The 12492-nt window shown below is 44.5% G+C and carries 14 protein-coding genes; 2 read left to right on the top strand and 12 right to left on the bottom strand.

Annotated features, from left to right (window positions below; all coding sequences use genetic code 11):
• Window positions 1–5: 5 nt before the first annotated feature.
• From MAMP_RS09840 to dapC, 9 genes are all read right to left on the bottom strand, one after another.
• Window positions 6–770: a metal ABC transporter permease gene (locus MAMP_RS09840; protein WP_007145885.1), complete on the bottom strand. Its 765-nt coding sequence runs from the start codon at window positions 768–770 to the stop codon at window positions 6–8.
• Window positions 767–1660 (bottom strand): metal ABC transporter substrate-binding protein, encoded by an 894-nt coding sequence (locus tag MAMP_RS09835; protein ID WP_007145884.1) that lies wholly within the window; start codon window positions 1658–1660, stop codon window positions 767–769. The genes MAMP_RS09840 and MAMP_RS09835 overlap by 4 nt, the downstream gene beginning before the upstream one ends.
• 9 nt (window positions 1661–1669) lie before the next feature.
• The gene (locus tag MAMP_RS09830; protein WP_007145883.1) at window positions 1670–3037 is read right to left on the bottom strand and encodes an outer membrane beta-barrel protein; all 1368 of its coding nucleotides are present in this window, start codon (window positions 3035–3037) and stop codon (window positions 1670–1672) included.
• A gap of 91 nt (window positions 3038–3128) precedes the next feature.
• Window positions 3129–3419, bottom strand: a complete 291-nt coding sequence (locus MAMP_RS09825; RefSeq protein ID WP_139031860.1) for a hypothetical protein — start codon at window positions 3417–3419, stop codon at window positions 3129–3131.
• 10 nt (window positions 3420–3429) lie between these two features.
• Entirely contained in the window at window positions 3430–4560 is a 1131-nt protein-coding gene (gene dapE / locus MAMP_RS09820; protein WP_007145881.1) for a succinyl-diaminopimelate desuccinylase, read from the bottom strand.
• 20 nt (window positions 4561–4580) lie between these two features.
• The gene (locus MAMP_RS09815; protein WP_139031859.1) at window positions 4581–5099 is read right to left on the bottom strand and encodes a sn-glycerol-3-phosphate transporter; all 519 of its coding nucleotides are present in this window, start codon (window positions 5097–5099) and stop codon (window positions 4581–4583) included.
• Entirely contained in the window at window positions 5071–5409 is a 339-nt protein-coding gene (locus MAMP_RS09810; RefSeq protein WP_007145879.1) for an ArsC family reductase, read from the bottom strand. The genes MAMP_RS09815 and MAMP_RS09810 overlap by 29 nt, the downstream gene beginning before the upstream one ends.
• Window positions 5410–5497: 88 nt before the next feature.
• Complete coding sequence (dapD, locus tag MAMP_RS09805) at window positions 5498–6319, bottom strand: 2,3,4,5-tetrahydropyridine-2,6-dicarboxylate N-succinyltransferase (protein ID WP_007145878.1); 822 nt, start codon at window positions 6317–6319, stop codon at window positions 5498–5500.
• Between the two features lie 23 nt (window positions 6320–6342).
• The gene (gene dapC / locus MAMP_RS09800; protein ID WP_007145877.1) at window positions 6343–7536 is read right to left on the bottom strand and encodes a succinyldiaminopimelate transaminase; all 1194 of its coding nucleotides are present in this window, start codon (window positions 7534–7536) and stop codon (window positions 6343–6345) included.
• A gap of 72 nt (window positions 7537–7608) precedes the next feature.
• On the opposite strand from dapC, the gene MAMP_RS09795 reads away from it, so the two are divergent.
• On the top strand, window positions 7609–8490 hold the full coding sequence (locus MAMP_RS09795; protein WP_007145876.1) for a DMT family transporter: 882 nt from the start codon (window positions 7609–7611) through the stop codon (window positions 8488–8490).
• Between the two features lie 74 nt (window positions 8491–8564).
• On the top strand, window positions 8565–8960 hold the full coding sequence (locus MAMP_RS09790) for a VOC family protein (RefSeq protein ID WP_007145875.1): 396 nt from the start codon (window positions 8565–8567) through the stop codon (window positions 8958–8960).
• Window positions 8961–9210: 250 nt separating this feature from the next.
• Here the strand turns inward: MAMP_RS09790 and ttcA are convergent, their stop codons facing one another.
• The 3 genes from ttcA to mobA are packed head-to-tail and all read right to left on the bottom strand — an operon-like array spanning window position 9211 to window position 12463.
• Window positions 9211–10089, bottom strand: coding sequence for a tRNA 2-thiocytidine(32) synthetase TtcA (gene ttcA / locus MAMP_RS09785; RefSeq protein ID WP_007145874.1), 879 nt, complete (start codon window positions 10087–10089; stop codon window positions 9211–9213).
• A complete protein-coding gene (gene moeA / locus MAMP_RS09780) occupies window positions 10086–11345 on the bottom strand; it encodes a molybdopterin molybdotransferase MoeA (protein ID WP_007145873.1) in 1260 nt (419 codons plus the stop codon). Before moeA ends, ttcA begins: the two co-directional genes overlap by 4 nt.
• A 2-nt stretch (window positions 11346–11347) precedes the next feature.
• Window positions 11348–12463 (bottom strand): molybdenum cofactor guanylyltransferase MobA, encoded by a 1116-nt coding sequence (mobA, locus tag MAMP_RS09775; protein WP_007145872.1) that lies wholly within the window; start codon window positions 12461–12463, stop codon window positions 11348–11350.
• Window positions 12464–12492: the final 29 nt, after the last annotated feature.

Here is a 12492-nt window from a genome sequence, read left to right as displayed (position 1 = left end):
CAAATTTATCGCTGCTTTAGCCATTGCAGCATAAAACGGCTTATTACGACTAACACAAATAATGTCCAAACGGTCATAGCACCCATGGGTACATCAAGTAATAACGCCAAGATCAGGCCAAAGAAATAACCCAGAAAGCCTATGCCATAACCAAGCAACAGCTTATGACTGGTTTTCTCAAATCCACGGCTGGCTAAAGCAGGCAAGATTAAACTGGCAAAGACTAAATACACACCGACTAACTGCACCGAAGCGGTCACAGTGAGTGAAAACACAATATAAAAAAGCCAGCTACGCTGTGATTGCATGGTGAACCAGATCAATAACAACGCGCCGTAGAGTAAACCTACCCATAACAGATGAGACGGTGTCACCCATAAAATCTGCCCCACTAATAAATCATGCAGTAATTCATCACTATGTGGGGCATGGCTCACCAGCAAAATCCCACCACTGGCGGCCAGAATAAATAATAAACCAATTAACGCCTCCACAATATGTGGATAACGTTTTTCTAACCAAAGTACGAGAACCGAGGCGGAAAGGGCACTGGCCGCGGCACTAACTTGTAACCAGGGACCATGCATATCACCAATAAAAATAGTGGCGGCCATCACCCCAAGTGCCGCCATTTGCGCAATGGCAAGATCAATAAAAATAATGCCTCGTTTCAATACTTCCTGACCGAGAGGCACATGTGTTGTCAGAACTAACATGCCTGCCACGAGGGCAGGCAATATTAGCGACCAATCAAGATTGATCAGGTTCATTTAGCGCCATCCAGTAATAAGTTGATGGTGTCATCATAGAGCTCAAACAAATTGTTACTGTTGTTATCACCACCCACGGTGAATGGCAGTAACACTTTTTTGATACCTGTTTTATCCACCAACCAATCAGTGGCTCTTGGTGACTGATAAGCGGCCAGAATCACCATTTTTGCAGGTGTCTGTTTTAGCTTTTCAACTACTGATTGCAACTGTTTTACCGTTGGCGGTATAGCAGGTTTTGCCTCCAACACAGCCACTTCGTTCAGACCTAACCATTTAGTCAGGTAAATCCAGTTTTTATGCTGCACAACAATGGGCACACCTTTCAGTGGAGCCGCTTTTTCCTGCCATTGTTTCATGGCTGTTTGCCAGCGCTGTTGGAAATCTTGCCAGCGTTGTTCATAGTTGCTGGCATGTTCAGGATCACGTTGTTTTAGTCTCTCAGCCAGCGCTTCAGCCACTTTAAAAATATTTTCCGGACTGGTTTGAATATGCGGATTACCTGCCGCATGCACATGGCCCTGACTACGATCAACTGTGGCAGGCTTTTCCAGTAAACGGACATAATCGGCCGCCATGAAATAGCCTTCAGCACCAATCTGGATATTGGGGTTACCGGCCTTACGTTGGAGTAATGGCAACCAACCCACTTCTAATTCAGCACCAGTGCAAACTAATAAATCCGTTTTACGGGCTTTAGCAATCAGGCTCGGACGTGCTTGAATGTAATGTGGATCCTGTAACCCACTGGTTGCACTAAATACTGATACATCATCGCCCCCTAACTCTTCAGTCAATGATGCCCATTCTGGTTCGCAAGCGAACACAGACAGTTGAGCCCAGCTAGGTGAGCTCAATAAAATTAAAACAGTGAAAATAAGCGTTTTCATTATGAACTCCTAATATTGGTGCGCGCCATGAGCGCCAAGGCTAACGGTGTATTGCAGAATCATTTGCCAATCATCATCGCTGTACGATTGATCATGATTGATTTGCGCACGAATACGACTGAACTCACTCGGTAAGTATTCCACCATGGCACTGGTACGTTGTGGATGGCTTCTGCCACCTTCAAGCCCCGCATCTGCCAGCAACTCATCATCCGATGCTCGATGTTTACTGCCCAGCCAGTCATAACGCAGACCGGAACGCCATTGCGGATTGAACTGATAAATACCTTCCAGATAACCGCCGTATTGTTTTCCATCGTAATTAGCAAACTCATCGCTGCCATGACTGATATTGCCGTCGTCATGCAGATACATGAATTCACCGATCAAGGTCAGATTTTCTTGACGGAAATTACCATTAGGTGCCCATTTGTAAACTAGGGAGAGGTTGGTGATATCTGTGTCGCCATTGAATAGTGCTGAACTTTCCTCTTCATCACCATGACTGTGGCCGCTACTGTATGAGCGATCATCCGGGCTTGAACGCCAGTGTGAAATGCCTGCTTGCCAGCTGCTTTCTATACCAATATCTCCACCGGTTTTGGCATAGACCAGCCAATCACCAATACCACTATGATCGCCACTGCCAGGATAACTATCACCATTACCGACACTGGTACCTACTTCCAGCATATAGTCCGTGGGTAACAGATAAGATAATTTCACACCGTCAGTAGAAAGCTGATTACCAAATAAACCCCGATAAATCAGTGGTGCATCAGCAAAATTCCAAGCATGAGCATGACGTTCGTTCAAATAACCAATAGGGGCAAAATAACGACCCGCTCGGACAGTTAAGCCATTGCCTAAACCTAAGGTTTCGATAAAGGCTTCTTCGACTTCTAGCTCAGTTTCATCATCATGATCGTGAACGGCTAAGGTGGCCTGACCATAAAATAGTTGGTCGATATTTGAGCTGACTGTTAACTCACTCTCACCGAGAGAGAAACCTTCTGAATCCAAACCACCTTCACCTTGAACATTAAAGCCATCCAAAGCGTAATCATCCGCGTGGTTTTGATATTGATTAAATGAGCCATTTAACACCATGCTGATCGCTGGGTTAAAGGTATTACTACTATTAGCTGATGCAATGGGAGCCGCAGATTCTGGCGCTGTTGCTACTTCATCAGCTACAGCTTGGGTAGTGGCTTCTGCTTCAGATAAACGTTGCTCAAGTTGTTGAATACGTTGCTCATAATCGGCACGCATTTTTGCGATTTCTTGTTTCAAATCATCAATATCGCCAGCGAACGCAGGTGATATCGGGCCCAGTGCAGCTGTCATCAGTAGCACAAGCAGTTTTTTGCTTTTCATAAACTTTCCTCATAGCCATAAGCTATAGCTACAGATCAATCTGCAAACGACGGATCTGTAGTGTGATTAAAAATAGATTGAGTTGGAGAGATTATGAAAAAACGGGTGGTGCGCGGATAAGATAGGATTGACGCTGCGCGAAAGGCAGAGTGGTTACAGGAGAGTCTACTTCGAGACTAATAACGGCTTGTTGCAGATAAATGTTTACATCGGCAGCTACATCGGCAAGTGGGAAATGACCAATCGCATTGAGGCGCTCACATTGCGCTTCCGCTTTATGGAAAGGATGTTCAGCATCATGCCAGACAGCAAACGACTGCAATAGCAGCACAATCGCTGCTAACACATAGATGTAGTGTCGTTTGTAATGTCTTTGATACAAGGGAAATAGCCTAGCTAACCAGCAAATAAGTCAGCAGAGTCTCATAAATTTCAGACAAGGTGTCAAGATCTGCTGTAGAAACACACTCATCAATTTGGTGGATGGTGGCATTTAATGGCCCAAGTTCGATGACCTGAGTCCCGGTTGGTGCAATAAAGCGCCCATCAGAAGTACCACCCGAGGTTGAAAGAGTTGTCTGGTAGCCTGTTACATCAAAAATAGCACGCTGAACCGCTTCTAATAACTGTCCGCTAGCTGTCCGAAATGGCTGGCCAGAGAGCTCCCAGTTCAATTCATAATTGAGTTCGTGTTTATCTAAAATGGCATGTACGCGCTGTTTTAATTCGTCGTGAGTGACTTCAGTGGAGTAACGGAAATTAAAGACAACTTCAGCGGTGCCAGGGATGACATTGGTGGCACCTGTGCCCGAGTTCAGATTAGATACCTGAAAGCTGGTAGGTGGAAAGTCTTCGTTACCTTGATCCCACTCAATTTCACATAATTCAGTGAGGGCAGGGCTTAACAAGTGAATCGGGTTTTTCGCCAGGTGCGGATAGGCGATATGGCCTTGTTTACCTTTTACACTGAGACGACCATTAAGCGATCCACGACGACCATTTTTGACGATATCACCGACTTTTTCTGTACTGGATGGTTCGCCGACCAAGCACCAGTCGATATGTTCGCCACGGCTTTGTAATGTTTCGACGACTTTAACAGTCCCGTTGATGGCCGGACCTTCTTCATCACTGGTAATCAAAAACGCAATGCTACCCTCATGGTCCGGATGTTTTTCTACAAAACGCTCACACGCGGTGATGAATGCAGCAATACTACCTTTCATGTCCGCTGTACCGCGGCCATACATCATGCCATCAATGATATTCGCTGAAAAAGGTGGATGGCTCCAATTCTCAAGTGGGCCTGTTGGCACCACATCAGTATGACCGGCAAAGGCAATGACCGGGCCTTTATTACCGCGTCTTAACCACAGGTTGTCGACATCATCAAAACACATATGTTCTGCATGAAAACCAGAAGGTGCCAGACGATCAGCTATCATGATCTGACAGCCTTTATCTTCAGGTGTGACGCTGTCGCGACGAATTAATTCTTGGGTCAGTTGTATGGTTTCGGACATGAAAAGTTCTTGTTGTGAAGTTATAAATGGGTACCGACGGTGAATAACAATCCTGCGCCACCTAGCATAATGATATCTGCGCCATATTTGCCATTATCATAACCGATACCAGGGATTATCGCTGGCCCGATACCTAGGTTATTTAGGGGGATTTTATCTTTGTAGTCGCCACGGTAGCCGTGGATAAAACCTGCTGTCAGTTTGGTATGGAAACCTTCAAATTTGCCGTGGTAGTTCCAGCTGGTTCCAGTGTAAATATATTGAGAAAACTGACCAAAGGAGTTATCAAATAAGGCAAGACCGTATAGCCAGTCATTAGATTTAACACCTTCAATAGAAGTAAATATTTTTGAGCCAGTATAGTCATCACTATCGGTGTAATGCATATAAGTGCCAGCCTGAAGATAATAGTGATCAAAAAAATCATCTTGATGCTTTGTATCATCTGCAAAACAAGCTATCGGGGCACACAGCAATAACAGGGCAAAAATGTTATTGCGAACACTTAATTTAAATAAATTGTTGATACACATCTTCATTAAACCCCACTATGGTTGATGAATTGCTCACCGCAACTGGTCGCTTAATCAGAGTCGGGTTGTCCAGCATTAGTTCAACAGCGGTATTTTCATCCAGCTGCTCTTTACGGGGATCATCCAGCTTGCGCCAGGTTGTTCCTCGTTTATTCAATAAAGTATGCCAATCAACGGATTGAAGCCACTGTCTGATGGTGTTTTCATCCAAACCTTGCTGGCGAAAATCGTGAAACTGATAGTCAATAGAGTGTGTATCAAGCCAACGCCTGGCTTTTTTTACTGTATCGCAGTTTTTAATACCGTAGAGAATCATAATTGCTTACCTGTTATCAGGCTATAAACAAAAAGGGATGAGTCACTCATGCGTCTCATCCCCTTTATTTTAGTTATTTGTGAGGGTATTAGATATCACGTAATAATTCGTTGATACCAACTTTGCCTCGTGTTTTTTCATCAACTTGTTTGACGATAACCGCACAGTACAAGCTGTATGAACCATCTTTAGATGGTAGGTTACCTGAAACTACTACTGAACCCGCAGGGATACGACCATAAGTGATTTCACCTGTCAGGCGGTTGAAGATTTTTGTGCTTTGGCCAATGTAAACGCCCATTGAGATAACAGAACCTTCTTCAACAATCACGCCTTCAACCACTTCAGAACGTGCACCAATGAAGCAATTGTCTTCAATGATTGTTGGGCCAGCTTGTAAAGGTTCTAATACACCGCCGATACCAACACCACCAGAAAGGTGAACATTCTTACCGATTTGAGCACAGCTACCTACTGTTGCCCATGTATCGACCATGGTGCCAGAATCGACGTATGCACCGATATTGACATAAGAAGGCATCAAAACAACGCCTGGTGCGATATAAGAGCCACGACGAACGGCTGCTGGCGGTACAACACGGACACCGGCTTTATTGAAATCATCTTCATTAAAGCTGGCGAATTTAGGATCCACTTTATCGAAATAGTTGGTTTCTGCGCCAGGCATGATTTTGTTGTCATTCAGACGGAATGATAATAAAACCGCTTTTTTCAGCCATTGGTTGACGACCCAGTCACCATTTTGTTTTTCAGCAACACGAGCAGTGCCATTATCCAGCATCGCTAATGCTTCATTGACCGCATTTCTGACATCACTGTCAGCATTAGCAGGGTTAATATCAGCGCGGCGTTCAAACGCCTCTTCAATAATTTGTTGAATATCACTCATTGGTGTCTACTCCATTGATTTAATTATAAATTTTCAATAAAGCTGCGAATACGATGTGCAGCTTCAATACATTCTTCTAGTGGGGCAACCAAAGCCATACGGATACGGTTTGAACCAGGGTTGCCTGCAGTGGTATCACGGCCCAGATAGGTGCCTGGTAGAACGGTGACATTTTGTTGTTCGAATAACTGTCTGGCAAATGCGGTATCAGCAATCGGCGTTTCAGCCCAGAGGTAAAAGCCCGCTTGTGGCATCGACACTGACATCACTGGCGATAATATTTCTAATACGGCATTGAATTTTTCCAGATACAGCTCACGATTATGGACAACATGATCTTCGTCATTCCAGGCGGTAATGGATGCCGCCTGAGTCGCTGGTGGCATTGAACAACCATGGTAGGTACGGTAACGCAGAAACTGTTTCAGAATGTCCGCATCACCAGCCACAAAACCACTACGCAATCCTGGTGCATTAGAACGTTTCGATAGGCTATGGAAAACTACACAACGACTCATATCGGTATAGCCTGCTGCGTAGGCGGCTTCCAATAAACCGACGGGTGGATTGGTTTCATCCGGATAGATTTCCGAATAACATTCATCAGCCGCAATTACAAAATCATATTGATGCGCCAGCTCAATTAAACGCGTTAACGTTGCCTGGTCAATAACAGCACCTGTTGGGTTACCAGGACTGCAAATATAGATCAACTGACAGCGCTGCCAGACATCTTCACTAATGGCATCAAAATCGGGAATAAAGTTATTTTGGGCAGAGCAATTCATATAATAAGGCTCTGCACCAGCGAGAATCGCTGCGCCTTCGTAGATCTGATAAAACGGATTAGGCATTAATACCAATGGGTCTTTATCACGATCAATGACTGCCTGAGCAAAGGCAAATAAGGCTTCACGCGTGCCATTGACCGGCAACACTTGTGTCATGGCATTGATATGGCCGTCTAACTTGAATCGGGTATCAAGCCAAGTGGAAATAGCATGACGCAGTTCATTACTACCCGCGGTGGTGGGGTAGGTCGACAATCCATGCAGATGAGCGATCACAGCTTCAGTAATAAAACCTGGCGTTGGATGTTTCGGTTCACCAATCGATAGAGCAATATGTGCTTTATCTTCCGGTGGCACGCAGCCTTGTTTAAGCTGTGCCAGCTTCTCGAAAGGGTAAGGGTGAAGTTTTGCCAGTTCTGGATTCATAATTCCAAACGATGAGTGAAAAAATCAGACCATTATAACGGGTTGAAGCAATCTCGTGTTATAAGGTGAGCCATGACAAATAGCAATAACAAACAATTTAATCTGGCCGTACTCGGCATCTTATTTTCCTCAACCATGTGGGGATTGATTTGGTATCCGATGCGAATACTCGAACAACAAGGGCTTCCCGTCGTTTGGTCAACACTGCTGATGTATTTTGCTGCGGCAATCGTAGCCAGTGTGATGTTGTTTAAACAGATAAAAGATTTTGCCGGACATTGGCCGCTTAGCTTATGGGCGTTAGCTGTTGCAGCGGGCGTCACCAATATTGCCTTTTTAGTGGCGCTCACTCAGGGTGAGGTGATGCGGGTCATGTTGCTGTTCTATTTATCACCTTTATGGTCAGTACTGTTGAGTCGCTGGTGGTTAGGCGAAAAAATTTCCCGACTGTCTATGTTGATGATCATTGTGGCGATGTCGGGCACGATGATTATGTTATGGCACCCAGAAATTGGCATGCCTTGGCCCAATGATATGGCAGATTGGTTAGCGCTGTTTGCAGGGTTTATGTTTTCAGTAAATAACGTGTTAAGTCGTAAGCTTGCTGATGTGGCTATGGAAGTCAAAACGACGATAGTGTACTGGGGTGTCGTTATGGTGGCAGGGCTTGTATTGGTTCTGCAGCAATCAAGTGTTCCTGATATCAGTCTTAATCTATGGGTTGCGGTGATGGTTTTTGGTGGCTTATGTTTTACTGCTATGACAGTAGCAGTATTGTATGGCCTAGCAAGGATGCCCGTGTTTCGTTCAGCTATTTTGATGTTATCTGAACTTGTCGTCGCTGCCATCTCTGCCTGGTGGTTGACCAATGAACAAATGAGCCAGACTGAATGGTTAGGTGGTGCGCTTATTTTTATCGCCGCTTATGGTATGGCTAAGCAAGGTAAAGCCTGAACAATACTTGGGAGCATGGATTGCTTCACGTTAGAATGTTAGCAGGGCTTAGATGTTATTTATCCAGGTGAAATATGATCAAATCGATAGCACATGCCAGTTTTCTGGTGAAAGACTTAGATGATTCTTTACGTTTTTACTGCGATGTATTGCAGTTACCACTTAATCCCAACAGACCTGAGTTTGCATACGATGGTGCCTGGCTGGATATTGCCGATACCGGACAAATGATACATCTGATGGTATTACCAAATCCGGACTCAACAGAAGGCCGTCCAGCTCATGGTGGACGTGATCGCCATCTGGCACTTGTCGTAGACGATTTAGAAGCCTTAGGTGAGCGCCTGGAAAATGCGGGGTATGAATTTTCTCGAAGCAAGTCGGGCAGAGCTGCGTTTTTCTGTCGTGATCCGGATGGTAATGCTCTGGAATTTGCTGAAGATTTTACGCCCAAGCGAATTGAAAAATAAGGACTTAGAGAAGCGATCAATGACTTACAGAGTTACTCACATTTTCTGTGGATAACTCTGTGATTAACTTCTGTGAAAATCGCTAAGTCATTCTTACGTAACAAGGCTGACGGTTTTGGTTAAAAAATGACCACTTTATTAAAGCTATATATATCAATGCTTTACGATAGAATTAATCAGATTCAATGACTTAGCGATGATACTTGTATTGGTTTTGTAATACTTGTCATAACTGGTGATAAGTCTGTGGCTATCTTGCCAGTGCAGGCTGTTGAATATCATCCTGGAAGCGATCTTCTTCTCCTGTTGGTTCCTGTCTTAACTGCTCAAGATCGGTGAAGTTAAATAAATCAAGATCGCCCATTTGTGATGGCGAAATATTCTGAATACTGCGGAAAATATTTTCCAATCTGCCCGGAAACTGTTTTTCCCAGCCTTGCAACATGGCTTTGATCGCCTGACGTTGCAGATTTTCCTGCGAGCCACATAAATTGCAGGGAATAATGGGAAACTTCATGGCTTCTGCATAACGGGCAATATCAGACTCTTGCGCATAGGCTAAGGGTCTTATCACAATATTGGTTTTATCATCACTTAATAATTTCGGCGGCATCGCTTTTATTTTGCTGCCATAAAACATATTCAGAAACAGCGTTTCAATAATGTCATCACGGTGATGACCTAATGCTATTTTGGTGATGCCATTTTGCCGTGCGTAACCATATAAAGAGCCACGGCGCAGACGTGAGCATATGCCGCAGGTGGTTTTACCCTCTGGCACCACTTCTTTAACGATGCTGTACGTGTCTTTTTCAATGATATGGAATGGCACACCAATCGATGACAAATATTCCGGTAATACATGCTCAGGGAAGCCCGGCTGCTTTTGATCGAGATTAACAGCGATAAGATCAAACTTAATCGGGGCATGGTCTCTCAGATTAATCAGAATATCGAGCATGGTATAACTGTCTTTACCACCAGATAAACAGACCATCACTTTATCGCCGTCCTGAATCATATTGTAATCGGCAATTGCCTGACCGACGTTGCGACGTAAGCGTTTACGCAGTTTATTAAACTCGCGTTGTTGTTTGACCAAAGTGTGTTCGGTTGTGGATTCTGTCATACCAGACCTGCAAAGGGTTGAACGTTAACAAGACTGCCGGCACTAAGTCCGTCACAGTTTTCTTCAAGTAAAATAAAACAATTCGCCATACTCATTGAGCGAAGGATACCCGATCCTTGTGCCCCGGTTGTGCTGACTCTGAGTTGGCCTTCATTGTTTCTGAATAAAATGCCGCGCTGAAATTCAAAGCGACCAGCACGTTTTTTAATTACATTATCGCATGGTACTTTGAATATGATGGGATCGGAGTCAGTTTCACCTGCCAGACGTTTTAACGCAGGTTGTACAAATTGGTAGAAAGTGACCATTACTGACACCGGATTACCGGGCAAACCAAAGAACATCGCTTCGCCTATTTGGCCAAAGGCTAGAGGGCGTCCTGGACGCATCGCAATTTTCCAGAAATTGACTTCACCTAATTCTGCCAACATATCTTTGACATAATCAGCATCACCTACGGACACACCGCCAGAGGAAATGATGACATCCGCATCTGTCGCCGCTTGCTGTAAAGCAATTCTTAATGCGGCTCTGTTATCTGGAATGACCCCCATATCAATGACATCAATATTGAGCTGACTGAGCATGCCATAGAGGGTGTAACGATTGCTGTCGTAGATTTGTCCATCAGCCAGGTGTTCACCAAGGCCACATAATTCATCGCCAGTAGAAAAAAAAGCGACACGAAGAGGCCGGTAAGTGACGACTTCTGCGATGCCAAGCGATGCCAGTAGACCTAAATCGGCCGCTGTTAATCTTCGCCCAGCAGGTAGAACCGTATCACCACTGTCAATATCTTCTCCGGCAAGTCTGACATTTTGTCCCGCTTTTAGGTCAGTGTGGACGGTGACCATATCTTCATTTGGTTGCACCTGTTCCTGCATCACCACCGTGTCACAGTCATCAGGAATTTTTGCGCCAGTCATAATACGAATACATTGCCCGGCTTCGACCCGACCTTGGTAAGGTTTCCCTGCAAAAGCCACACCGATATTAGCGAGTGTAAAGGGGGCATTTTTAATGTCAGCACTGCGTAAGGCATAACCGTCCATGGCTGAATTATTATAGGGAGGCACCTGACGGGGAGACACAACACTTTGGTGTAGGATCTGGCCCAAAGCCTGTCTTAAGGAGACTTTCTGCCAGCTCGATATCGGTGATAATAAATCATGAATTCGCTGACTAGCCTGTTTAACAGTCAGATTATTGTGATCAACATCATCAGCACAACTGGGCTGCGGGGTAAATTCGGCCATATTTAGCTGTTCCATGAAAAAATAAACTGTTCAATAAACTCGACCATGGCGGGGATATTATTGATATCTAATACCAAAGGCATGTCAGCGTGACTATCGTTTTTATCAGAGGCGATTGCAATGATATGCGGATCCTCCTTGAACAAAGTCGGTGGACCCAGTTCCGCACGGTTTAATTCTATTTTGGGGAAATTTTCGTGTTTGAATCCCTCGACAAGAATGAGATCGATATTACTGGTATCGAGGCGTTGGATTAATGGCTGTAATTCAGGTTCAATGAGTTCATCGTGATGTTTTCTCATTAGCGCCATCATTTTTGCTGAGGCAATAATGATTTCCTCGGCACCTGCCTCACGGATTTGATAGCTGTCCTTGCCCGGTTTATCGATATCAAAATTGTGATGGGCATGTTTTATCACGGCGACATGTATATCTTTATTTTTCAGCGCAGGAATGAGTTTGGTGAGTAATGTTGTTTTACCTGTTCCACTAAATGCAGCAAAGCCAAGGGCCGGTATAGCTGAACGTATCTTTGGTTTTTTTTGTAAGTCATCAGCCGTATTGATATTGATAAAACAGTCAGCCTGATCAGAAAAGTCCACTTCAACAACCTTATGCTGGAATAACCAGTCACGGGTTTTGCGCTGACCAGAGGCTAAAAAGTCAGTTAATGATGATTGTAAGCGTCGAGGAATTAATGAAAATACGGGTTGTAATTGAGTGCCATCATGCGCTACCGCAATATCACTTCCAGTCGTTAACAAAGCTTCCAGTAAACGCTGTCGCAGTTGAGGGCTGATAACAGGATTATCACAAGGCACTGTCAGCAGATAGTCAGAATCGATTTGCTCCATCACAGCCAGGATACCAGCGAGAGGACCCTGAAAATTATCAAGTCCATCCGTGATGACGGGGTAAGAAAATGATCGATATTCTTCAATATGTTGATTTGCACTGATATAAAAATCATCAACTTGCGGTAATATGGCACTAATGACGTGGCTAGCCATCGAGCGACCCTGATAGGGGAGCAAACCTTTGTCCTGACCACCCATCCGGCGGGATTGGCCGCCAGCCAGCAGTACACCAGATACTGTAATAGGGGAGAATGCACTCATGATGGTGTTAGTGATAAACCTGATTAAAA

This window comes from Methylophaga thalassica MP, from assembly GCF_000214595.1.
Classification (GTDB): Bacteria; Pseudomonadota; Gammaproteobacteria; order Nitrosococcales; family Methylophagaceae; genus Methylophaga; species Methylophaga thalassica.
The sequence above is the reverse complement of the archived record's forward strand: the minus strand, read 5'-3'. Positions and strand labels throughout refer to the sequence as shown.

What these genes read in the sequence shown, in the direction of transcription:
- MAMP_RS09840 (WP_007145885.1), bottom strand. Translation starts at nt 770, where the DNA reads ATGAACCTGATCAATCTTGATTGGTCGCTAATATTGCCTGCCCTCGTG.
- MAMP_RS09835 (WP_007145884.1), bottom strand. Translation starts at nt 1,660, where the DNA reads ATGAAAACGCTTATTTTCACTGTTTTAATTTTATTGAGCTCACCTAGC.
- MAMP_RS09830 (WP_007145883.1), bottom strand. Translation starts at nt 3,037, where the DNA reads ATGAAAAGCAAAAAACTGCTTGTGCTACTGATGACAGCTGCACTGGGC.
- dapE (WP_007145881.1), bottom strand. Translation starts at nt 4,560, where the DNA reads ATGTCCGAAACCATACAACTGACCCAAGAATTAATTCGTCGCGACAGC.
- MAMP_RS09815 (WP_139031859.1), bottom strand. Translation starts at nt 5,099, where the DNA reads ATGAAGATGTGTATCAACAATTTATTTAAATTAAGTGTTCGCAATAAC.
- MAMP_RS09810 (WP_007145879.1), bottom strand. Translation starts at nt 5,409, where the DNA reads ATGATTCTCTACGGTATTAAAAACTGCGATACAGTAAAAAAAGCCAGG.
- dapD (WP_007145878.1), bottom strand. Translation starts at nt 6,319, where the DNA reads ATGAGTGATATTCAACAAATTATTGAAGAGGCGTTTGAACGCCGCGCT.
- dapC (WP_007145877.1), bottom strand. Translation starts at nt 7,536, where the DNA reads ATGAATCCAGAACTGGCAAAACTTCACCCTTACCCTTTCGAGAAGCTG.
- MAMP_RS09795 (WP_007145876.1), top strand. Translation starts at nt 7,609, where the DNA reads ATGACAAATAGCAATAACAAACAATTTAATCTGGCCGTACTCGGCATC.
- MAMP_RS09790 (WP_007145875.1), top strand. Translation starts at nt 8,565, where the DNA reads ATGATCAAATCGATAGCACATGCCAGTTTTCTGGTGAAAGACTTAGAT.
- ttcA (WP_007145874.1), bottom strand. Translation starts at nt 10,089, where the DNA reads ATGACAGAATCCACAACCGAACACACTTTGGTCAAACAACAACGCGAG.
- moeA (WP_007145873.1), bottom strand. Translation starts at nt 11,345, where the DNA reads ATGGCCGAATTTACCCCGCAGCCCAGTTGTGCTGATGATGTTGATCAC.
- mobA (WP_007145872.1), bottom strand. Translation starts at nt 12,463, where the DNA reads ATGAGTGCATTCTCCCCTATTACAGTATCTGGTGTACTGCTGGCTGGC.